This window comes from Ponticoccus sp. (in: a-proteobacteria), assembly GCF_048381735.1.
Genome location: NZ_JBLXGL010000015.1, coordinates 1 through 22704, shown reverse-complemented (window position 1 = coordinate 22704; position 22704 = coordinate 1). Strand labels below are relative to the sequence as shown.

General features: G+C 61.7%; 18 protein-coding genes. 3 read left to right on the top strand and 15 right to left on the bottom strand.

The window, feature by feature from the left end; translation table 11 throughout:
• Positions 1–6 precede the first annotated feature (6 nt).
• The 12 genes from phnE to uvrB all read right to left on the bottom strand — a co-directional run bounded on the left by phnE (position 7) and on the right by uvrB (position 12275).
• Positions 7–939 carry a phosphonate ABC transporter, permease protein PhnE gene (phnE, locus tag ACN5KJ_RS19410; protein ID WP_347168193.1) on the bottom strand — a complete coding sequence of 311 codons (933 nt, stop codon included), beginning with the start codon at positions 937–939 and terminating at the stop codon, positions 7–9.
• Between the two features lie 65 nt (positions 940–1004).
• The gene (phnD, locus tag ACN5KJ_RS19405; RefSeq protein WP_347168194.1) at positions 1005–1925 is read right to left on the bottom strand and encodes a phosphate/phosphite/phosphonate ABC transporter substrate-binding protein; all 921 of its coding nucleotides are present in this window, start codon (positions 1923–1925) and stop codon (positions 1005–1007) included.
• 44 nt (positions 1926–1969) lie between these two features.
• Positions 1970–2785 (bottom strand): phosphonate ABC transporter ATP-binding protein, encoded by an 816-nt coding sequence (gene phnC, locus ACN5KJ_RS19400; RefSeq protein WP_347168195.1) that lies wholly within the window; start codon positions 2783–2785, stop codon positions 1970–1972.
• Between the two features lie 131 nt (positions 2786–2916).
• Positions 2917–4086: an alpha-D-ribose 1-methylphosphonate 5-triphosphate diphosphatase gene (locus ACN5KJ_RS19395; RefSeq protein WP_418595718.1), complete on the bottom strand. Its 1170-nt coding sequence runs from the start codon at positions 4084–4086 to the stop codon at positions 2917–2919.
• Positions 4073–4804, bottom strand: a complete 732-nt coding sequence (locus tag ACN5KJ_RS19390) for a phosphonate C-P lyase system protein PhnL (RefSeq protein WP_347168196.1) — start codon at positions 4802–4804, stop codon at positions 4073–4075. Before ACN5KJ_RS19390 ends, ACN5KJ_RS19395 begins: the two co-directional genes overlap by 14 nt.
• Complete coding sequence (locus tag ACN5KJ_RS19385) at positions 4801–5598, bottom strand: ATP-binding cassette domain-containing protein (RefSeq protein WP_418595716.1); 798 nt, start codon at positions 5596–5598, stop codon at positions 4801–4803. The genes ACN5KJ_RS19390 and ACN5KJ_RS19385 overlap by 4 nt, the downstream gene beginning before the upstream one ends.
• The gene (locus ACN5KJ_RS19380) at positions 5595–6506 is read right to left on the bottom strand and encodes an alpha-D-ribose 1-methylphosphonate 5-phosphate C-P-lyase PhnJ (RefSeq protein WP_347168198.1); all 912 of its coding nucleotides are present in this window, start codon (positions 6504–6506) and stop codon (positions 5595–5597) included. Before ACN5KJ_RS19380 ends, ACN5KJ_RS19385 begins: the two co-directional genes overlap by 4 nt.
• A complete protein-coding gene (locus tag ACN5KJ_RS19375; protein ID WP_347168199.1) occupies positions 6503–7630 on the bottom strand; it encodes a carbon-phosphorus lyase complex subunit PhnI in 1128 nt (375 codons plus the stop codon). The genes ACN5KJ_RS19380 and ACN5KJ_RS19375 overlap by 4 nt, the downstream gene beginning before the upstream one ends.
• 133 nt (positions 7631–7763) lie before the next feature.
• On the bottom strand, positions 7764–8294 hold the full coding sequence (gene phnH / locus ACN5KJ_RS19370) for a phosphonate C-P lyase system protein PhnH (protein ID WP_418595713.1): 531 nt from the start codon (positions 8292–8294) through the stop codon (positions 7764–7766).
• A complete protein-coding gene (locus ACN5KJ_RS19365; RefSeq protein ID WP_418595711.1) occupies positions 8294–8731 on the bottom strand; it encodes a phosphonate C-P lyase system protein PhnG in 438 nt (145 codons plus the stop codon). The genes phnH and ACN5KJ_RS19365 overlap by 1 nt, the downstream gene beginning before the upstream one ends.
• Positions 8731–9447 carry a phosphonate metabolism transcriptional regulator PhnF gene (gene phnF, locus ACN5KJ_RS19360; RefSeq protein ID WP_418595709.1) on the bottom strand — a complete coding sequence of 239 codons (717 nt, stop codon included), beginning with the start codon at positions 9445–9447 and terminating at the stop codon, positions 8731–8733. The genes ACN5KJ_RS19365 and phnF overlap by 1 nt, the downstream gene beginning before the upstream one ends.
• A gap of 632 nt (positions 9448–10079) precedes the next feature.
• On the bottom strand, positions 10080–12275 hold the full coding sequence (uvrB, locus tag ACN5KJ_RS19355) for an excinuclease ABC subunit UvrB (RefSeq protein ID WP_418595707.1): 2196 nt from the start codon (positions 12273–12275) through the stop codon (positions 10080–10082).
• A gap of 620 nt (positions 12276–12895) precedes the next feature.
• Between uvrB and ACN5KJ_RS19350 the strand changes: the two genes are divergently transcribed.
• The 3 genes from ACN5KJ_RS19350 to ACN5KJ_RS19340 all read left to right on the top strand — a co-directional run bounded on the left by ACN5KJ_RS19350 (position 12896) and on the right by ACN5KJ_RS19340 (position 16333).
• Entirely contained in the window at positions 12896–13207 is a 312-nt protein-coding gene (locus tag ACN5KJ_RS19350; protein WP_418595706.1) for an ETC complex I subunit, read from the top strand.
• Positions 13208–14474: 1267 nt separating this feature from the next.
• Entirely contained in the window at positions 14475–15755 is a 1281-nt protein-coding gene (locus ACN5KJ_RS19345) for a hypothetical protein (protein ID WP_418595704.1), read from the top strand.
• Positions 15752–16333 (top strand): hypothetical protein, encoded by a 582-nt coding sequence (locus tag ACN5KJ_RS19340; RefSeq protein ID WP_418595702.1) that lies wholly within the window; start codon positions 15752–15754, stop codon positions 16331–16333. Before ACN5KJ_RS19345 ends, ACN5KJ_RS19340 begins: the two co-directional genes overlap by 4 nt.
• A gap of 1068 nt (positions 16334–17401) precedes the next feature.
• On the opposite strand, the gene ACN5KJ_RS19335 is transcribed toward ACN5KJ_RS19340, so the two are convergent.
• The 3 genes from ACN5KJ_RS19335 to ACN5KJ_RS19325 all read right to left on the bottom strand — a co-directional run bounded on the left by ACN5KJ_RS19335 (position 17402) and on the right by ACN5KJ_RS19325 (position 22448).
• The gene (locus ACN5KJ_RS19335) at positions 17402–18244 is read right to left on the bottom strand and encodes a DUF3800 domain-containing protein (RefSeq protein WP_418595700.1); all 843 of its coding nucleotides are present in this window, start codon (positions 18242–18244) and stop codon (positions 17402–17404) included.
• Between the two features lie 314 nt (positions 18245–18558).
• Entirely contained in the window at positions 18559–20325 is a 1767-nt protein-coding gene (locus tag ACN5KJ_RS19330) for a reverse transcriptase family protein (protein ID WP_418595699.1), read from the bottom strand.
• 1406 nt (positions 20326–21731) lie between these two features.
• Complete coding sequence (locus ACN5KJ_RS19325) at positions 21732–22448, bottom strand: metallophosphoesterase family protein (RefSeq protein ID WP_418595697.1); 717 nt, start codon at positions 22446–22448, stop codon at positions 21732–21734.
• Positions 22449–22704 lie beyond the last annotated feature (256 nt).

Below are 22704 nucleotides of genomic sequence, written 5' to 3'. Positions count from 1 at the left end.
TGTTCCTCAAGCGGCGACGGCTTTGGCCGCGCGGCGGTGGGCGGTGTTCCGGTCGAGGCCGATGATGCGGTGGCGCAGCTTTTCCGATCCGTAATCGATCACCATCACGGTGACGAAGACGATGAGGAACAGCGCCGAGAGGTCGGTGTATTCCTGGAAGGACATGGCGGTGCGGAACTCTTGGCCCAGCCCGCCCGCGCCGACGTAGCCGATGATCGACGAGGCGCGCACGTTGATCTCGAACCGCAGCAGCGTGTAGCTGACGATGTTGGGCAGCACCTGCGGAACCGCCCCGTAGCGGATCTGGTCGAACCATGTGCCGCCTGCGGCCTTCACGCCTTCCAGCGGCTTCATGTCGATGTTTTCATTCACTTCCGAGTAGAGCTTGCCAAGCGCGCCGGTGGCATGCAGCCCGATCGCCATGACGCCTGCCATGGGGCCGACGCTGAAGCAGAAGACGAAGATCAGCGCCCAGACCAGTTCCGGCACGGTGCGGGTGATTTCCAGGTATCTGCGGGTCAGCCAGAGCACCCAGGCATTGGGCGACAGGTTGCGCGCCGCCGGGAATGACAGAAGAAACCCGCCGATGACGCCCAGCGTCGTCGCCATGAAGGCGATCAGCACGGTTTCCAGCAGCAGCTCCAGCCAGATCTGCCAGCGCCAGAACCAGTTGCCGAGATCCGCGGCAAGGCTGTCCCAGCGCAGCACGGGCAGGGTCTTTTCGATGTATTCGCCAAGGCGTGGCAGGCCCGCCGGGATGATCCAGCGCCAGTCGCGCGATCCGTCCGGCAGGGTGACCTGGGTCACCTTGAAAAAGTCCCCTATCCACGAGGTGACAGCGAAAAGCGCCACGAAGAGCACCGTGCCGACGGCCCAGCCGATGCGGGCGCGCCGGCGTCGTGCGGCGTAGTCTGTTTCGAATTGGTCGATGGCGGTCATGTCGCGTCCCCTTGCAGACAAGGCAAAAGGGGGCAGCCACGCCACCCCCTTCGACAGTCAAAAGGTCAGGAGCCGGAGCGGCGCTGTTGCTTGATCCAGGAGCGCATGTCGACGATCCACTGGTAGCGATCGGCATCGACGCGCTTGAAACCGGTCTCCGGGTTCGGGTCGTCGGCGGTCCAGGAGGAATAAAGCTTGTAGCCCTCGGGGTCGGCGGCGGGGAAGGCCTCGATCGCGGCGGTGACCTCTTCGATCATCTCGGCGGGCAGGTTCTTGCGGAAGGTCCAGGGGCCAGAGGTGATCTCGGGGGATTCCCAGATCTTGCAGATGATGCCCTTGTCGATCATCCCCTTGTCTTCCATGCGCTGGTAAACGCCATCCGCATCGTTGTTCTGGTAGGCGGAGGCGGTGTCGAAGGTGCCGTTCACCACGCCGGTTACGTCGGCCTCATGGCTGCCGCCGAAGGTCACGGTGCCGAAGTGGTTCTCGGGCTCGAACCCTTCGCGGGTGATCATGTTGTAGTAGGGCACCGCATAGCCGGAGGTGCTGTCCGGGTCGGCGAAGGCATGGACCTTGCCCTTGGCATCGGCGAGCGACTTGATGCCGCTGTCGCAGCGCGCCACGACGATCGAGTAGTAGCCCGAAGAGCCGTCCTGCTTCAGGGAGGTCAGCGTCGGCACGACGCCGCCATCGGTCGCGGTGAAGGCCGCGGCATAGGCCGAAGAGCCGAAGCGCGCGACTTCGATCTGGTCGGCAGAGATTGCCTGGATCACGCCGTCGTAGTTGCCGGCGGTGAAGATCTCGACCGCGACGCCAAGCGTCTCTTCGAGATAGACGCGCAGCGGTTCGTTGCGCATCAGGCGATCCTTCTCGTTCTCGCCGGAGAGGATGCCGAACTTGAGGACCTGGTAGTCGTCCTTCCAGCCTTCGGCCAGAGCGGGTGCAGCAATGAGCGCGAGCAGCGCGGTGGTGGTGACGAAACGCATTCTGGGTCTCCCTGTGGTCGCGTTGTCGGGGGGGCAGTTGGGTGTCAGGCCTGTTCCATCACGCGGCCCGTGGCCCGCGCGCTGGTCGATGTGACGGCCTCGTTGAACTCGGCAAAGCCGTCGAGCCCGTAGATGTCGCGCACCACGTCATCGGTCAGCTGCGCGGGTGTGCCGTCGAACATGACGCGGCCCAGACGCATGGCGATGATCCGGTCGCAATAGGCGCGGGCGGTATCCAGCGTGTGCAGGTTGACCAGCACGGTCAGCCCGTCTTCGGTGTTGATCTGGCGCAGCCCGTCCATGACGCGCGTGGCGTTGGCGGGGTCGAGCGAGGCGATGGGTTCATCCGCCAGCATGATCCTGGGCCGTTGCAGCAGCGCCTTGGCGATGGCGACGCGCTGCTGCTGGCCGCCGGACAGGGTGCCCGCGCGTTGCAGCGCCTGCGGGACCAGGTCGAAGCGGTCGAGCGCCTCGATGGCCAGAGCGCGTTCCTCGTCGGTGAAGCGCATGGCCATGGAGGACAGAAAGCCATGCTCGGCCAGCCGTCCGATCAGCACGTTGGTCAGCACGTCGAGCCGGTCCACCAGGTTGAACTGCTGAAAGATCATGGCGCAGTCGCGCCGCCATTGCCGCAGCGCGCGGCCCTTCAGCGCGGTCACATCCACAGAGCCGAAGTGGATGGACCCTTCGCTTGGGTCGATCAGCCGGTTCACCAGCCGCAGCATGGTCGATTTTCCCGCGCCGGAGCGTCCGATCACGCCGACGAACTGGCCGGGCTGAATGTCGAGGGAAACATCGTCCACCGCGCGGGTGGTGCCGAACTGGCGGCTGACGCCTTTCAGGCTGAGTGTCGCGGTCATCTCGCAGGCTCCTCTGGTCGAGGTCGAATGTGTGATTCATTCGAATGAATTTATGACCAGAGGTTTAGGAGAGTCGGGTAACAGGCGCACAAACCGGACGTGACGGTTTGTTGACATATCGGCCAGCCACCCTAGGCAACGGTATCAAGCGGCTGTCCGACCGGGGCCAGCGTGCCGTTGGAATAGACCGTGCGGCCCGCGACCATGGTCAGCCCGACGCGATCCTGCGGATCCACCACGATCAGGTCGGCGCGTTTGCCCACTTCCAGGGCGCCGCGATCGGTCAGCCCCAGCGCCCGCGCCGGGTTCACCGTGGCCAGCCGCGCCGCCCCTGCCAGACCCTCGGGATCGGTCCTCGACAGAACCCGGATCGCGGGCAGGATCGCGGCCGGGTGATAGTCCGCCGCGAGGATCGACAGCAGGCCGCGCGCATGGGCCTCCCGGGCCGAGAGGTTGCCGGAATAGCTTTGGCCGCGCATGGCGTTCGGGGCGCCCATGGCGGTCATCATGCCGCGCGCCACCGCGGCCTTCGCGGCCTCCAGCGTCACCGGGAATTCGGCGATCACCGCGCCGAGATCGGCCATCAGATGTGCCTTGTCCGGGGTGTCATCGTCGTGGCTGGCGATGGCGATGCCATGCGCCGCGCACATGCGCGCCACCGCCTGCATGTTGCCCAGCAAGACCTCTTGCGGGCGGCTGCGCGCGGCAATCGTGCTGGCCACCTGTTGCCGCGCCTCGGTTTCCGAGATGTTCAAGGCCGTGGCCTTGTTGCGGATATGGATTTCGAGGTTGCGGTACTGCCCCTGGCCCGGGGTGTGATCCATCAGCGACACCAGGTCGACCTGGCCGTCGTCCAGAAGCCGTTCCAGCACCTCGACTGCATTGTTGAAGGTGATGTCGAAACGCGCGTGAATGCGATGGTCCACCCGGCAATCGCCGCGCGCCGCATGCAGCGCGCGGATGATCTGCGAGGTATGCTCGAACGACCGGCGCTCGCCGGCCTTGGCCCCGCGGGAGAAGGACACCGAGGCATAGGCCGTGGTCACGCCGCTGGCCGCCAGCCGGGCGTCCAGCGCATTGAGCGCGACGGACATGGGAAAGTCGACATTGGCGCGCGGCTCCAGCTCTTGCTCGATCATGTCGCCATGCATGTCGATGAAGCCCGCGAAGACGGTGTGGCCGCTGGCGTCGAAGCCGCCCTGCGGGCCTTCGGTGATGCGGGCGATGCGCCCGTCCTCGATCAACAAAGAGCCGCGCGTCACGCGATGGGGCAGGACAAGCGTTGCATCAGACAACCACATCTGTGCGGTCCTCCTGTTGGGGGGTGTCGGGGGTGGTGTCGGGGGTCAGGTCGATGGTCCGGTCGATCAGCTGCGCCACGTCGCCGGGGTGGTGAAAGACGCCGATCATCGCCGTGCCCTGCGCCTTCAGCGCCGCAAGCCGGTCGATCAGCGCCGCACGGGCCGAGGCGTCCAGCGAGGCGGTGGGTTCATCCAGCAGCAACAGCCGCTGCGGCAGGATCAGCGCGCGGGCGAGGTTCACCTTTTGCTGTTCGCCACCGGAGAATGTCGCGGGATAGGCGGGCCAGAGCGTGCGTTTCACCCCGAAGGCATCCAGCCAGTGCCGGGCCTCGTCCAGGGCGGCCTCCGCCGTCCATCCCGCCAGCCGCAGCGGTTCCGCGACCAGCGCCTCGGCGCTGACGCGGGGCCGGGCCTGCAGGAACTGCGTGACAAAGCCGATCTCGGTCCTGCGCAGCAGCGTGATGTCCACGTCCGCCGCGCGGGCGAGGTCGATCACCCCGTGCGAGGAATGGAACAGGATCTCGCCCGATTGCGCCAGGTAGCTGCGGTAGAGCGTCCGCAGAAGCGTCGATTTGCCCGCGCCGTTCCGGCCCTTGAGCAGCAGGAACTCGCTGGCGTCCAGCGTCAGCGAGATCGCCTCGAACGCCTGCATGGACGCTCCGAGGTGATGCATGTCAAAGCCCTTGGACAGGGCGCGAACCTCCAATATGCGGGTCATAGCTTGGCCTGTACAAGTTGTTGCGTGTAGGCGTGTTGCGGGTCCTGGAACACCTGATCGGCCAGCCCCTGTTCCACCACTTGGCCGCGCCGCATGACCATCACGCGGTCCGCCAGCGTGCGGATCACGCCAAGGTCGTGGCTGACGATGACCATGGTGATGCGCCGTTCCTGCTGCAGCCGCTTCAGCGTGTCCAGCACCAGGGCCTGCACGCTGACATCGAGACCGGTTGTCGGTTCGTCCAGCAGCAGCAGCGCCGGTTCCAGCGCGATGGCCTTGGCCAGCTGGACCCGCTGCTGCATCCCGCCCGACAGTTCCATCGGCGGCGCGTCCATGCGATCGAGCGGGAACTCGGAGGCGTCCAGCGCCACCCGGGCCTTTTCGCGCAGGGTGGCAAAGGACCGTTCCCCGGCAACCAGCAGCCGTTCCGCCACATTGCCCGAGGATGAGTGCTTCATCAGCAGGCCGAGGTGCGGGTTCTGGTAGACGATGCCGATCCTCGTGGCGCAGAGCATCCGGCGGGCAAAGCGGTCGAGGTCGAAGAGGTTGCCGTCCAGATCCGGCAGGTCGAGGGTATAGGATCCCTCGTCGGGTGTTTCTTCCAGGTTCAGGCAGCGCAGGAAGGTCGATTTCCCCGACCCGCTTTCCCCGACGATGCCCAGCACTTCGCCCGGGTAGACCGTGGCCGATACATCCCGCAGGGCCTGCACCGCGCCATAGGTCAGCGACAGGCCGCGCGCCGTCAGCAGGGGCTGGGTCGTCGCCAGCCGGGGCGCTTCCATGGTCAGGCTCATGACATTTCTCCGTGCTGATACCAGGTTTCGCCGATGTGCACCGGATCGCCGTCGCGGCGGTTGATCACCTTCACGCCGAGATCGCTGTCCGAGACCTCGTGGATCGACGTCCCGTCCGCCTGCGGGATCTCGTTCATGAAGAACCCGGTCGCCCCCGAACGGTGACAGGTCAGCCGCGCGTGATCCTCGACCGCATAGGGCACATCGTCGAAGACCAGCGGCTCGACCCGGGTGAAGGGCGGGACGGCGTGCAGCCGCTTTTCCCGCCCCGCCGACAGGATCGTCAGGTGCTGCGCCATGTGCAGCTTGGGCACGTCCCAGCGCGGGATCGGCGAGGGGGTCATGACATGGCGCCCGTTGACGAGGCTGGGGTAGGACGCGCCCTGCATGACCCGACCGGCGCGCACGATCTGTTCGTAAAGCTGCAGCCACATCCGACCGTAGTCGGCATCGGCGTGCATCTGCCGGGCGATGGACATATTGGGCTGCACCGGGCGCAGCGGCTCCGGGTTCGGCACCTGCAACACCAGCACCTGATCCTGCCGCAGCCGTTCCTCGGGAATGCGATGGCGCGACTGGATGAGGTCGGCCTCCAGCGTGTCGGTCGTAGTCGGGGCGCCGGACACACGGGCGAGGAACCGCCGGATCGAGGCCGCGTTGACGCTATCATCGGCACCCTGGTCGATGACCTTGATACGGGTTTTCGGCTGGATCAACGTGCAGGAAATCTGCAAGCCCCCGGTGCCCCAGCCGCGTGCCATCGGCACCTCGCGCGAGGCATAGGGGATCTGGCAACCAGGCACCGCGATGGCCTTGAGCATCTTGCGCCGGATCTCGCGCTTGGCCGATCCGTCGAGAAAACCATAGGACATCGGCTGCCATGGCTTGGTGAGGCTGGCGAGGGTCATTCGGCGGGCTCTTTCGTGATGGGCCGGGCAGCATCGCTGCCTGAGGGCTTGTCTTGTCTTGCCGCGTCGCTGCCGGGGGTCGGGCCATTCGCAGCGCCTTTCGCCCGGGCGTCGCGCATGGCGTCCAGCGCAGACTGGAAGGTGACGTAATGCGGCAGCTTGAAGTGGATGCAGAAGCCAGAGCTTTCGACGCCTTCAGTGTGATAGAGGAAGAACTCCTCTTCCGTCGCCGACCCCTTGCTGGCGCCGGGGGCGTTGAGGTCCAGCGTTGCGGCCGCGATGACCTTGACCTCGTTCCAGCCCAGCGTCGCGGCAAAGCCGAGCCCCAGCTGGGTGCCCTTCTTCGAGACCACCTCGGCCTGGGACAGCTTCACCCGACCGGCGCTGAACCGTGTGCCGCGCGGATGGGTGACAACGACCTCGGCCTCTGCCAGCCGCAGCTCGTTCACCGTGGGGTGGGCCTGCCCGTAGCCGCGCTGCGCGGCATATCCAAGCGCCAGCACGCCGCCGGTTTCGGCGCGGGCCAGCGATTGCAGGCTGTGGGCGCGTTTCGCCGGGAACAGCAGGGGCTCGCGGGTGATGTCGGGGATCGCATTGCCGGTGGTCTCATCCGGGTCGGCTGCGCTCAGCAGGCCATTGGCCGCCTGCCATGCGGCAACAGAGGGCTGTTGGGCCGGGGCCGGTTCGTCCGCCGGTTCGACCGGGACGGGCGCGTGCGTCTCGCCCTGCAGCACCTCTGTCGCAAGGATGCGGTGGGCGTAGTCCAGCGTCGGGCCAAGCACCTGCCCGCCCGGAATATCCTTGAACGCCGCCGAGATGCGGCGATGGGTGAACAGGCTTTCCTGCGTCACCGGGTCGGCCACCGCAAGGCGCGGCTGCGTCGTGCGCCAGGCGCGCAAGAGCAGCACCGCCTCGTAGAGCTCGCCGCCGGTCTGGGCGAGGGCCAGCGCGGCCACGTCCTCGTCGTAAAGCGAGGCCTCGCCCATCACGCGATCCACGAGGTAGGGCAGGGCGCGGCGCAGCTCGGCCACGCGGTCAGGAGTGATGTCGCCCAGATCTTCGCGGTAAAGACGCTGGGACTGTTCGATGGCGCGGGCACCGCCACGGGTTGCAACGTAGGCCATTAGGCTTGTCCGATCGCTTCGTTTTTTGAGGACGGGAGCCGTCCCGGGGTTTGGTTCCTTGAGGACGCGGTCTGTCCGATCGCTTCGCTGCTTGAGGACGCAGGGTGCCCTACCGCTTCGCTGCTTGAGGGCATCAAAGAACCTCCACATGCGTGGTGCGCGGCAGGCCGATGATCTGCGTGCCATGCAGGATGAACAGCTCGAACCCCATGGGGTAGCGCATGATCTCGCGGCGGATCGCCCATGTCTCGGGGGGCAGGTCGACCGCGATGTCCACGTGTCCGTCGATCCCCGGCCCGCTGAGGCGCAGGCGCGGGCCCTGGTCGAACCGGGCGCGGGTGATCAGCGTCGCGCCGTCCTCGGGATGCAGGTCCGAGCCTTGGCGCAGAGCGCGCAGCTTCGCCGGAACGAAATCCGCGACAAAGACGTGATCGGCAGCCGCGGCATCCGCCGGGGCCGCGCCGGTCCGGGCGATGGCCTGCGCCAGCGCGGGATCGTCGCTATAGGCAGCGCATTCGCGGTCCAGCAGCGCCTCTGCGATGCCTGCCATGTCGGGCACCGGCAGGTCACGCGGCAGGCCGGGACGCGACAGGGCCCACATCAGGGCGTCGAAGCAGGCAATGGTGCGGCTGTCTGCCTCGGACAGAAGGGGGGCGGCGCTCATCAGAAGGTCTCCATGTCGACGCGGGTGGCCTCGACCCGGCGCAGGGTTTCGCAGTCTGCATCACGTTGCCGTCCGGCTTCCTCTGACAGGAAATCGCTGCAGGCGGCGTGGTTCAGCCCCGCGGCCACCGACAGGTCCACCAGCGCCATGGCCATAGCCGCCTCGAGGTCGCGCCCCCGGCGCATACCGTAGCCCGCCTGGCCGCAGGCCGTCAGCCGGGCCTCGCTCACCAGCACCTCGCCAAGGTGGAAATGCGTGCCCTGCGCGGTGTCGCGCATGGGCAGCATCACAAGGCCGGTGCGGTTCTCCAGCACCTCCAGCGCGCCAAGCGACGCAATCAACGGCTCGGCAAAAGCCTTCAGCCGGGCGGCATCGGCGCGGGCGAGGATGCAGAGCATCTCTTCGTGCGTGTGGTCGGGCAGGGCCTGTGGATCCATCAATCCTCTCCGGGTGAAATCGTGAATTTGACCCGCGCCGCCGACCAGATCACCTTGGAGGTGGCGATGGGCGTGCCATCCAGCAGCGTGTCCACCGCGCGGACCACCAGGACCGGCATGTCCGGGTGCTGGTGCAGGCGTTGCGGCTCGTCGCCCTGGGCGGGGCGGGCGTGGATCTGGGTGTCGCCGCGCAGATAGTCGTCGATCCCGTAAGAGCGGTAGACCGCGGTGGTCGAGTCCATGGCCCGCCGCCGCTCGGCGAAATCCGGGAAGCGGGCGGCCTCGTGGTAGATCGTGCCGATGCTCACCGGCAGACCATCGGCCAGAGACCGGCGCTGGGTGGCGATCAGCTCGGCTCCGGCTGCGATCTGCAGCAGCTCCGCCACGCGGCGCGGCGCGGGAATGCGTTCGAAGCCAAGGGTTTCGCCGGACACGTCAATGCCCTTGGGGTCGAGGTTGCGGCGCAGTCGGGTGCGTCTGCCAATGGCGTAGTCGATCATCGGGCGCGCCTGCACGAAGGTGCCGCGCCCCTGCTCGACGCTGAGATGCCCGGTCTTGGCCAATGCCGTCACCGCGCGGCGCACGGAATGGCGGCCCGCGCCGTAAAGCGCCGCGAGCTCGGGCTCGGTGGGCAGTTTGGCTCCCGGTTGCAGCAGGCCGTCCATGATGTCCTGTTCGATCAATGCGCGGATTTCGCGCCAGCGTTCTCTGGTCATGTCTCAATCATCCGAATGAATTTCTGCTACCGCCTGCATATGACGTGCCGGTGACGGTTGCGCTGAAAATCTGTGACATTGGCCTGCCTGCTTTCGGAAAGCCGTCACGATTCCGTCGCGCACCGCTGGCGGCGCCGGTTTCTGGTCCCGACGAAATTAGCCGAAACGGCGCGGTGGCTGACATGGGATTCCGGCCCCGGCGCAAGACGGGAGCGTTGCGTGCCATTTGAACCGCCGCCTGTGCCGGGGCAGGCCTCTGCGATCGGCGGGGCGGCCTCTTGTTCCGTGCCCCCCTCGCCCGGGACATCGCTGCGCAAAGCCGTGCCGGGCAGCGGATCATCGGTGCCCCGACAGAATGGTCCCTGCGCATGCGTCCACGTCTTCAGGGGGAGGCAGTCGCGACATCGCGGGGCGGGATGTCGCGGGGGGCAGGTCAAGGCGGAGGACGGTCGGAAGACGGGCCGCAGCCTGTCAGGATGCGGTTGCCCAGAGGTCCGGCATGGGACGCCGTGCCGGGCCGGTCGCCGGTGCAGGGGCCGGCCTTGCAGCGGCGCACCGGTGGCCGGGGCGCTGCCGTGTCGGCAGGGCCGGGCAGAACGAAGCCGGGCCCGGCCCATGCGCAGGGTGGGGGGTTACCGTCCCCGCCGCTTTACGTTGCCGCCGCGCTGTCCCGGCTTGCCAGCGGTGGAGCGCCCCTTTGCCTTGACCGCCGCCTCGGAGGCGCGCTCGACCGCCTGCTGGCGCGCCAGAGGGTCGTCCGAGACCGCAAGGTCTACCGCTTCCAGCCGCTTCACCTCGTCGCGCAGGCGCGCGGCCTCTTCGAATTCGAGGTTCTCGGCGGCCTTGCGCATGTCGGCGCGCAAGCCGTCCAGCACCGCTTGCAGGTTGCCCCCGGCGAGGCCCTTGTCGATCGTCGCCGTCACGCGGCTCTGGTCGGTGTCGCCCTTGTAGAGACCGGCCAGAATGTCGTCGACGTTCTTCTTGACCGTCTCGGGCGTGATGCCGTGTTCCTCGTTGTAGGCGATCTGCTTGGCGCGGCGGCGGTCGGTCTCTGCCAGCGCGCGCTCCATCGACCCGGTCACGCGGTCGGCGTACATGATCACGCGGCCCTCGGCGTTGCGCGCGGCGCGGCCGATGGTCTGGATCAGCGAGGTTTCCGAGCGCAGAAAGCCTTCCTTGTCTGCGTCCAGAATGGCGACCAGCCCGCATTCGGGGATGTCCAGCCCCTCGCGCAGGAGGTTGATGCCGATCAGCACGTCGAAGGCGCCAAGGCGCAGGTCGCGCAGGATCTCGATACGCTCGATCGTGTCGATGTCCGAATGCATGTAGCGCACCTTGATGCCCTGTTCGTGCATGTATTCGGTCAGGTCCTCGGCCATGCGCTTGGTCAGCACGGTGCACAATGTGCGGAAGCCGTCGGCGGTGACCTTGCGGACCTCGTCCAGCAGATCGTCGACCTGCATCTCGACGGGCCGGATTTCCACCTGTGGGTCCAGAAGGCCGGTGGGGCGGATGACCTGTTCGGTGAAGACGCCGCCGGTCTGCTCCATCTCCCAGGTTGCCGGGGTGGCGGAGACAAAGACCGACTGCGGGCGCATGGCGTCCCATTCCTCGAACTTGAGGGGTCTGTTGTCCATGCAGGAGGGCAGGCGGAAGCCGTGCTCGGCCAGCGTGAACTTGCGCCGGTAGTCGCCCCGGTACATGCCGCCGATCTGCGGCACGCTGACGTGGCTTTCATCGGCGAAGACGATGGCATTGTCGGGGATGAACTCGAAGAGCGTGGGGGGCGGTTCGCCCGGCGCGCGGCCCGTCAGGTAGCGCGAGTAATTCTCGATCCCGTTGCAGACGCCGGTCGCCTCGAGCATCTCGATGTCGAAGTTGGTGCGCTGTTCCAGCCGCTGCGCCTCCAGCAGCTTGCCCTCGCCGACGAGGATGTCCAGCCGCTGGCGCAGCTCTTGCTTGATGCCGATGACGGCCTGGTTCATCGTCGGGCGCGGCGTGACGTAGTGGCTGTTCGCATAGACGCGGATGCGCTCGAAGCTGTCGGTCTTGCTGCCGGTCAGCGGGTCGAACTCGGTCAGCGCCTCCAGTTCCTCGCCGAAGAAGGACAGGCGCCAGGCGCGGTCTTCGAGGTGGGCGGGCCAGATCTCCAGCACGTCGCCGCGCACCCGGAAAGAGCCGCGCGCAAAGCCCGCGTCGTTGCGGCGGTATTGCTGGGCGACGAGGTCGGCCATGACCTTGCGCTGATCGTATTCCTGCCCGACATGCAGGTCCTGCGTCATGGCGCCGTACGTCTCGACGCTACCGATGCCGTAGATGCAGGACACCGAGGCCACGATGATCACATCGTCGCGTTCCAGAAGCGCCCGGGTGGCCGAGTGGCGCATCCGGTCGATCTGTTCGTTGATCTGGCTTTCCTTCTCGATATAGGTGTCGCTGCGCGGGACGTAGGCCTCGGGCTGGTAGTAGTCGTAGTAGCTGACGAAGTACTCCACCGCGTTGTCGGGGAAGAAGCCCTTGAATTCGCCGTAGAGCTGAGCGGCCAGCGTCTTGTTGGGGGCAAGGATGATGGCCGGGCGCTGGGTTTCCTCGATCACCTTGGCCATGGTGAAGGTCTTGCCCGTGCCGGTGGCGCCCAAGAGCACCTGATCGCGCTCGCCGTCCTTCACGCCCCGCGACAGTTCCACGATGGCGGTGGGCTGGTCGCCTGCCGGGGCGAATTCCGTCTGCATCCGGAAGCGCTTGCCGCCCTCCAGTTTCTCGCGCCTGCGCACATCCGGCGCGGGCGCGTGCAGGACGGGCATCTGTTCGGGGGAATTGTTGTGCATCGGCCGACTCCTTGCCCCCCAAGATGTCGCGCGGGGCCGGGGATGCAAGGGGGGCAAAGGCCGCGGCGGCATTTGCCGACAGAATTTGACAGGATGTCACGAGCCGGCGGCCTGGCTGCGCGGCGGCCCGGCCCGTGTTGCGGACCAGCGGGGGCGGCGGCGGCTGTGTCCTGTGACAGGGTCATAGGGCAGGTGGGCCGCCTGACCGAGGCGGTGGCGTGCCGGTCGGTCTGCCCGTCGGCGTCGTGTCTGGGGCGAGCGATTGGAACAACGGCTGTCTATTCCGCGGGGGCGCTGTTCCGAACAGACCTTTGCAGCCCGGAAGGGGCAGGGGGCCAAGCGCGCTTGACCACGTCACGTCTTGGCGTTGCTGCCATGGACACCTGTTTTTGACTTGGTGAAAGATACAAACGACCTGTACCTTTGATGTCGCAAGCAGCCTGTGCACCGTGTCCGGACCGTCAGTGCCCACCCCTCGCTCCCGCGGTCGGACCTGACGCGCGGCTGCTTGCACCCAGCCCCCAGGCCTGCGCCGAAAATTCGCGCCATCCTGCCCGCTGCCCCCGTTGCGTATCCCGCGGGAATCTCCGATACATATCCCGTTCAAGGGAGACCGAGCCTTGCCAGCACGCATCTACAAGCCAGCCCGCACCGCCATGTCATCCGGTCAGGGCAAGACGAAGCACTGGATCCTGGAATACACGCCCGCCAGCGCGCGGTCGGTCGATCCGCTGATGGGCTGGACCTCGTCAGACGACACCCAGGCCCAGGTCCGGCTGCGCTTCGACAGCCGCGAGGCGGCGCTGGCCTATGCCAAGGACAAGGGCATCGACGCGCAGGTGTTGGAGCCGAAGACCCGCAAGCCCAACATCCGTGCCCGCGGCTACGCCGAGAATTTCGCCGTGGACCGGCGCTCTGCCTGGACCCACTGACCGTTGTAAATCGGGATCAAGTTGCGGCCGAATAGGCCACAAGATCCGGCCGAGGTCTATTTTGAAGGACGTTGATGCACCCGCTTTCAGTCAGCTTCGCGGTTATTCCTTTCGGCATCTGGTCCAGTGAGACGCTTCGACCGACCATCGGCTCTCGCATGGACTGGCTTGGACGGTGCGCATGCTGCGCTCGTTGAAGCCACTGGAATGAGAGGCCGATCGCTTCGGCGAGGCGTAGTCAGAGAAAGCAAATGAATACGCAAACGGAAGCATAAGTCTGCGCAGCGCAAGGGGTGTCAGGGGCGAAACGTACCGCCTGGTGTCTCTGGGCTGCTCTCTGAAAGACGGTGATGGAGGCGCTGGCGCTGGCGCTGATGCTCCGGCGCCTTTCGCGTATGGAGAGGGTTCTGCGGCTGGTGGCATGGGGCCACGGATCCGGCTGAGTGCCGTTGTGCTCTCCCCGTATGAGTCTTAGCATGGCGCAGTGGGGCTGGCTTGCGATAGTGAGCCCCTGGACACGAGGTCGCTTGGAAGCGGTGGGAACTCCGATGAAGACCATGCAGTCAACGCACACTGTCGCTACGATACTGAACCGATATCAGCGTTGGAGAAATTGTCAGGTGCCCTTCAGAGCAACAGATGCCTACGCCGACGCCATTACTCGCGTCTGTGGAGACGAAGTTGACCTCGACCCGTTTGAAAGGGGCCTCATCCACCTCAAGCGCCAGAAGGTGATTTCCGGCCGAAGACTGGTCACGCTTCTTGCTCGCCATCAGCGCGAGATCAGACCTGAGTGACGCCTCCCGAGGCTTTCTTGGGGTACTGGGCTCAACACCAGATAGGAATACACGAAGTGTCATCGCTCTTGGGAGCGCATGGTTCGCTTCGAGGGGCCATAGTCACCGCTCACGCCCGGCGCTGACTGATGATCTGCCCTGGCTCGAAGGGCGGAGAGCCGCCCTTCGCTGCGCCTTGGGCGAACGGTCTGCGGTGCGCAGGAAGCGGACTCGGCCTTGCTGCGAACGGGGCAGTCGTCCCGTGACCTATGAAGCGGACGCTTGCGATCAGCGCTGAATTTTGTGACCTTCTGACTTTCACAGCCGTCTGCCTCCACCTTTGCACTGTCTTTCGGTGCAGCTAGTCAGGCCGCGAATGTGATATTCGTCCTGCCCAGTCAGCGAGTTTCATACCTAAAACTAGCTGGACATCCTTCTGCAGCATCTGCCATCAATGAAAGGCTATAAAGCTGAAAGGGTAAGGCACGCCGATGGATGACACAGACTTGGAAGCGACCGGGTTCAGAGTGGCCGTCTTTGAAGCTGACTTGGACTGGGAGGATTACTCTGGAGATATCGAGAAATTCTCCAATATCTTTGAGCCACTCGAGAGATACAATTTGACAATCCTCCGAGATCGTCGAACACAAGCTATTTTTATAGAATGTCATATACCTGCTGATAAGCTGATTGAGCATGGAACAGCGGATGTGTCATTGGATGCTGAAAATTCTTCAGAATATAGAGCCAATAGGGATTTAGTTACTGACCACGCTTCGTTCGAACAGATGTGCTCTGACGCCTATGAAGGACGGCGTTTTAGCAATATTGTGGCGGAATTTTCCCCAGGGGAGAACCCTCTAAAAATAATCGGTGGGCAACACAGATTCAAGGCGATCGAGGAGGCTCTTGAGGAAGGAGTAAATACTCAGCATGGCGTCAAGGTGTATTTTCAGCTAGACAACGAGCAGCGCCTTGATGTTCAAATTATATCGAATACCAATATCTCTGTTTCGAAGGAGCTATTGGATAGGATGTTTGAAACAATAGCTGGAGCCGAGTTGCGAGATTGGGCTCAAGATTGCGGCTTGCTTGAGGAAGGTCAGGATTTCGCAGATAAGCCCGGACGGTCAAATCCTCTCACTGTTAAGGAATGCAGGACCTTTATCGTCAACTACTTCCTAGGGGGTATGATTAAAGACACTGACTTTGAAAAAGTCGACACAACTCCTCAGTTGGTGGAAAGTGGAAAGCGCGAGCCCAAGCTGTGGGGCGATGTTAAAAGGCAGCACCCCAAGCTTTGGAGCGATGAGAAGCTTCGAGCGGCCGGTGCAGCTTTCGCAAAGCTCCGAACGAACCAGCTCAATGCGTTTTATGACGCAAAGACAAAAAAGTACAAAGGCGCGCCAGACGCTCGTCACAAAGCGAAGAACCTAGCACTATTGGCTGGATGGGCGTTCGTTGCCGGATGCTTAAAGGACAACAATATCCGGCTAGCACGTCATTTCGCTCTCGCAGAATCTGGAAAATCGAAAGACCCGCTACGTGCGGAAGTTCTGGCGTCTGGAAGGCACGCTACCGATGCTGCAAATTATCGTGGGCTTGGAATGCGAACAGACGCCAAAGAGCGTGGGCGTTTTGCGGAGTTGTTTTGGCTTCAAGCCGAGAAGGGTCAGGGCATTTCGAAGCCGACTGTTGATTTGGCTATTCAGACTTACGAAGCGAAGCAGGCTTCCTTGCGCGCAAAGGCAATGAGGGCCAAACTTGGATGAGTGAGTTTGAAGCGTACTCACGTGAGTTGTTGCTGTCATCCAAAACTTTTCTCTTGGAGTCGAAGGCTGAAGGATTAGATGAATTCAATCGGCAGAAGCTTTTGCGCGCCTCATTAACTCATGCGTTCTTTTTTCTGGAGGCGGAGCTGAACTATCTATCGGGACACTTCAAGGATAATCGCGATTTTGATCTGAGCGAGCGATCCATTCTGTCAGAAAAGGAAGTTTCCCTTCGCAAGGGGGAATTCAAGCTTACAGACAGAGACAAATATTACCGTCTTGAAGAGAGGGTTGACTTTTTGATTGTACGCTTTTCAGGGTTTCGCGATGCCCTGAAAGGAACTTGGAGGTCTGAACTGTCTTCGGCCATCAGTCTGAGAAATAAGCTCGTACACCCTAAGGAGATCCATCAGCTTCGGGAGGTGGACGTTCAAGCCGCAGTTTCTTCTGTGATTTTTTGTTTGTCAGCGCTGTATCTCGCGATATTTAGGAAAGACTTTCCTCTCAAATCTCTTGGCTTAGATACCGGGCCAACTGCCATAGGGAGTATAGGGAGGGGTGAGTACGGGATGAGCTAGATAAGGGTGTGAGTTCGGCTTTTGAGAAAATCATCGCCCAGCCCTATAACGTTGTCGCGCCTGAAACGAACGCCGCCCTACTCCCCAACTGATTGCGACCCCGAAACAACTGGGAATAGGGCTTGATGTTCCGTCCCCGCATTTGGTGCCCCCCCCCCCCCCCCCATAGATCGCGTTCTTCAGCATTTGGCAGTTCTACGAGCATCCCTTTGGGCTGACACCGGTCATCCGCCGCGCCTGGCGCGAATGTCGGCTCTGGGCCGTCTCTGCCGGGCAGCCCCACCCGCCAGGGTGTCCAGCACGCTGCACCGCCGTAAGTCGGCTTCGAGCCCGTTGCGGACGATCGTGGGTAATGTAGGCTCACTCGTCATGACATGCATGATTCAAAGAGCTACCATCTTCTTAACTCCATCCGATGAAGCGGATCCCGAAGACTATGAGTGGGTAATTGCTTGGCTGGAAAGGTGGCAAGGGCAGATCATTGTTGCCGAATATTCAACCGGTGGCTGGGAACATCTTTGGAACGTTTCAGGACCACAATATGCAATTCAAGAAGTGTCTGAGAATCTTCTATGTGACAGTGAATGGGTATCAGGTTAAGCGTTATTAGCCCATTGATCGTCCGCGTCGTCCGCACTGCCGACCTTCATCCTCCGAAAATGCTGCGCGATGGACGAAAGCCTGGTTTGTTGAAGCTGCACCGCAGCGATCGGCCAAGGACTGAACGGCAGGTTTGGGCCGGACGCGTGGCGCCAGGCCCCGGCGTAGTCTCGCAGGGTAACCATTCCTTTTCTGCGCGAAACTGCTTGACCGGAACCAAGCCGAGACTGGTTGTTAGGCTCGATCATGGAGGCGTTGCGGCCGCTCTGACGCATAGAGGAAGCTCTCCTTCCTTTCCTGAAGCAAGTAGATAACCTGTTGAGTTTGTCAAATCTCACAGCTACCTTGGCAAGCGCGGGGGCGCCGGGGCCTTGGTGAGCTACACGATAGCTGAAGCTCGGGTTTGCTGACGGTCGGGCATCGGATTTCGGCCTTTAGCGGCAGATCAACACAAGCCGGGACCCGCACCTAACTCCTGAATTTATAGCCATAGTGTTCGAATATCGATCGCTGATCGCGTGATAGGCCAATCTTATCGATCGCATGTGGTTGAAGAACAAGACCGACATCACAGACCTCACCTTCATGTCTTGCCATGCATGGCGACAGTGCCTTGGCTGGCTCGGGAGACCATCTGGACGAGCTGGTTTCAACGGCTTGATAGAAAGCGCTTGCCGCTACGTCAGCGAGTTGGAGGCCCGCATGCATGTAGTGCGGGACGTAGTCCACCAAGTCGAAACTGAGCACTTCGTGGTTCATAGTGTGCCAATTGAGGTAAGTTCGTCCGGTCATCTCCTGGAAGCGTAGGAGCTCCCAATAGGCCTTCGTTTGCCCGTAGGAGTGTCCGCCTCTAGCGCTGAAGACCACTTTCATCTTGGTGTGCTTCCCGAGCTTTCGGAAGGAGTTGTCAGCGCAATAATTCGTGGAGCGTTCCATCATGATCCTGACAACCCAGTTATAAAACCACTGCTTTCCTCCTGCCTGAGAGGCGCGCTGATTATTGTATCCGCGCATGTTTTTCTTGTTCGAGCAGACGGAAAACACCCTGATCGGAAACGTCGCGAGCATTTCAGCCGCGCGTCGTTGTTTCGATGGACTTAACTTTCGGAAGTGCAGTGTTGGTGATTGCGTAGCAGCAATGTCCTGGCGAATCTGATCAAGCCATTTTCGGCAGTTGCCCTCATCATGTGCCCGGATCATCAATCCACTTATGACGAGCCACTCGCTCGCACCGTTCTGGTCAATCGGCTTGACCTTTGTGAGCCCGTCATCACCAGCCTCATCAACATAAAGCACATATTCATAATCCATGCAGAAATCAGCCGAGTGCAACGGGGATTCGTCAAGTAGTAAGAAAGCGCTTTTGCTCCGCTTTGCGTTCTTTTCCGTCTTCGAGCGAGCGGCTGCTTTCCTGGCGCTCCGGCCCTCCCGCTCTCGGCAGGGTTTGCAAGCGCAGCGAATGGCGGGTCCGGTGAAGCTGCGGTGCAGCACTGACGGTCGCACTGGAAGACCGCTGTGGGCCGACACTACGCGCTAGTAGCGCTTGGCAAGTGCGCGGATTCAGGACAGACGGCGGCGAAGCCTTGGTCCGGGCGCGCAAGGGAGCAGGTCACGCCTGTTGCTTCTTATTGGCGATCGAACAGTGGACGAACGGGTTTACGGCGCGAGAATTCCTCGCCCGCGTCCAAGTCTAGCAATGTTACCAGTTTATCCCGCAGGTGCTCGAACATGATCTCCGGGCGCTCTGGGATTTTCGGGTTCTTGCGCGGCTTCATCATCAAAAACCGCCGAAGTGTACCAAGCAGAAAGTCGGGTAGGGCTATACACAAATCCTGCTTTGAGACCATCTCTACATTGTACGCGAATGGCCTTCGGTTATTCTCTGCAACAAGCTTTTGGAAAGCATCCTCAACAACACTTTTGATCGCGGATTCGGAAACCTTGTCGGTTTTCTCAAACTGGAAGGACGCAAACATACCATCGCATCCGATCAACCGCCGCCTGATAAGTGATTGTAGTAACCTCAGATAGGTTTTTTGATACGCCTCAAGATCTGTCAATCGCGCGATAGCAACATACCCGTTAAACGGCATTTTCTGCATGCTTGAGACAAAGGTCTTGCGAAGGTCCTCAGTTGCATCGCTAAAATGGAGGCCGTTCTTTCTGATCATGTTCAAGTCGCCATCAGCCAATGGGTTCGCGAGGTGATTTGCAAGCGTCTCATTTACGATGTTAGCGATCGTCTGTGCGTGTTGTGTTACACAGAGAGCTAACCCGAGGTAGCTCTCGCCACCCCACATAAACTCTGTCTCATCCACAAGTACATCGACAGCGGCCTGGAAACGGTTTTTGGGTTTGAATGATGGCCTTGCATCATTATCTTTCATAATTTTAGCCCACTTATCATGCAGATCTGTGGCCTGGTTCGGCTCGTGGTGCGCAACGTATTTGACCATGCCATCTATGCTGTTGATCGCATATTGGTGTTCGCTGCTTTCAATTCCTACACGAGCTAAGTGATCGTGGAGACCAAACTTGTTGGAATAATATAGTTCTTGGCGAAGCCGTTTCTTTAACTTTCGAGGCGCATGCGGGGCCAACGGATCTGAAACACTTAGGCCGGTTACGTAGTGCGATTGGCCAATTTTAGTGTATCGCGTCTTGGCCTCAGCTAAATCAAAGCCGTAACTTCTGACGATTTGACGGATTGATGCAATACCAGGAAGGTCCCCATTTCCTGAAAAGGTCAGATCATCCGCATATCGCGTGTAAACCGCTTCAGATCGGCCTGCGAGATCGGTCATTTCGTTGTCTAGTCCAATGCACAGGACATTTGTAATGATGGGGCTCGTTGCAAGACCAAGTGGTAGAAACCCTCCAATCGTAAGGTAGCGAGAAAATGTATCAGCAACTTCTTGTTTCACGCCATAATGCTCGAAGAGCGTCGCGACTGTTTGCGCTGATATCGAGCCGAAGAAGTTCTTGATGTCACATTTCAAGATGTTCGACTGGCCAAGATGGCGCGTTGCATTTTGTCGGATGTTTCTGCTGCGGACGTAACCGTATGCGTTGTCATGGGGAAAGCCGTTGGCTCTAAACGTGAAAAACGCGTCCAACCTTCGAGCAGTAGATTTGTACTGACGGTCAAAGATCGAGGTCGCTTCCCATACGATCCGAGTACGGTCCGAGAGGTCTTTTCGACCTTTCTTGGGAATTTTGTGCTGGTGAAACGGAGAGGCAAGGTAAGCTTCGAGATTGGCGGAGCTGATGGCTCGAGCATAGTCTTCGGTATCGAACGCCAACACCTTACCGAACGCGTCTTCGTCTATTCCTAGGAATGTCAGGAGCTGGTCACGATTTGCTACCTGCGTGAGATCATATTTGAAAGCCATGGCATGCACCTGAAATGGTGGGACAGCAAAACACACGAAAGCAAGTGGTCCCGTATAGGTAGACGCGACTCGCGCCTTAAACCATGTCGTCCTGCTGCCCCACGGACTGAGTAGCCGATTATAAAAAGCTTTTCAAATCCTTCATCTCCACACAAAAGAAAATGGAGTCGACCGCTGGCATGGCAATGTCTGCTTTCGGGAAAGTCGCAACGCAGTATTGGAACCAGCACTGAAGGTCTCCTTCGGGCCGGGAGCAGCGGCGCTTCCGGCTGAGGTCCCACACCTGCACATCAAGCCCCTAGCCGACTCGCGAAGGTCTCGAGGCGAAGTCACTTCGCCGCTGTATCGTCAGCCGCCGTCGAGAGAAGTGCTTCAAGGAGCCCTGGTTCAAACCAATTCCGGTCTTCCAGAACCTCTGCGTCGACAACGGTCGGTTGCCGCTTCAGCTCTTCCAGGCCAGACGCCATGATGCGTGACATTCGATATCCGCCGCGTCGGCATAGATAGAGGGAACCTGATTGACCGAGGAAGCGGTATTCGATGTCATCCGCATGAATGGCTTGGATGCCGGAGTTTATGCGCCAGCCATCCCCACTGAGATACCCCCCCGCGCCAGCCGCCCAACACTCTGAGTTGAGTGAAAGTTCTGTCCCTCGTCACAAACGAAACTCTCAGGATCACCCAGTCGTCAGGTGAATAGTCCATGTTCGTTTTCTCCATAGTTCATTTTCGGTAGTGCGATATGTGGGGGTGTGACACCGTCGGCCAGGGATGGAGCCTGGTGCAGATTTCAGTGAGGTTTGCGCTTTTGGTGCGGTGAATTAGGATTGCCGGAGGCTTTTCGGGATCTTGTTTCAGATCTACCGCAATGCTGTGACCTTGTGCGGGCCGGGTCCTGCGCCCGAGCGCGCCTCCCCCCGGGGCTGGGAGCGAGAGAGTCGTTGATCGGGGGAGCCTGAATTGGCGGGGCGCTTTCGATGAAGCGCTTCACCCTGTCCGGATCAGGGGCGGCCGAGCGTGCAGTCCCACGATAGGCGACTATGACACGGACGAGGCCGAACAGGCAGACGAGCATCCCGGTGATCGAGATCAGTGCATCCATGCTCAACAATCCGGACCACTCTCGTGCCAGTGAGAGCATAGTCATCGACTTCCGCCCTGAGGATCGTGACCATATGCTTCTGGGCCGGCTCTCGTCGTCGAAGGGTCCTGCGCGTCGGTGCCAGCGCTCTCGTGGTCGACCCGAAGGAGGTGCTTCGGCAGGGGAGGAGCGGTTTCGATGAAACGACGGACGCGTTCCGGACCGGTCTCGGCAGAGCCGATGCTCTCCCTGTAAATCATCAGCGATCGGATGATGGCGCTCGCGCCGATCACCATGCCTGCAATTCCTAGAAGGGCGCCCATGGTCATTGATCGCCCCCATTTACGTCCGGAGGCTCGGGTGTCGCTGTCCGGCCGAGCGCGACGATGACATCGGTTGCGTAGTACGCGTCTCCTTCCGGCACGACAGGGCAGGCGCACCCCCTCAACGCGTGGCCCAGAAAGGTGCCCGTTGAGGGTGTGAGCTTGTCCACCAGGACAGGAATGACGGTTTCGCTGCACCGAAGCGCGTACTCGAAGTCTCGCTCGAGTGCCTGTCTATCAGCCGGCAGGTCTCTAAGCTCACTCGAGGGCTGCGTGGCCAGCGCCGCTGCAATGAAGCAGACCTCCGCCAGGTCATCCTCGTCGGCGCCATGATCTTCGTCGGGGTAGCCGATCGAGATGTTCTGAATACGTGTTCCTGCAACCACGGAGGACAGCCGCCGGTGGGAATGCCCGAAGAACCATGTGTCGATGTCGCTCCGCTCGATGACTTCGGTCAGGTCTGAGTGGAAGGCTGGTGTGAGACCATCGACCGGGCCTGCGGCGGACGGGTGCGGGCCGTGGTGCGTGACGACAAAGGTCCGGCCATTGCCGGCGAAATGTGGGGTCGCCAGTCTTTCTTCCAGCCAAGCGCGGTGTTCCCCATGCACGGCGATTATGTCCTCAGGTGTAACCGGGACAATGCGGCGCGGCAGCACCTCGTCCGGGTCAAGCAACTCATGACCAGACGCTTCGATGGAGATCATGTCGAAGTCGCGCATGAACCGGCGTGCGTAGTTCTTGGCAGCCTCCTGATCCCCCAGTAGCTCGAAGCTGGTCCAAAGCGTGGCGCAGAGATACCGGTCGCTGCGATGGCGGAGTTCGGTCTTCTGCGCGAACCAACTCCCGCTTGCGTGAACCAGGTCACGCAGCCGGTTCTCGTCGTCCAGCCGCCCAGAATTGTATCGACCCAGCGGAATCTGCTCAGGTTAGGCCGCTAATCTGAATGCCTCGGCAGGCGTGCGCATGGCAAGCGCC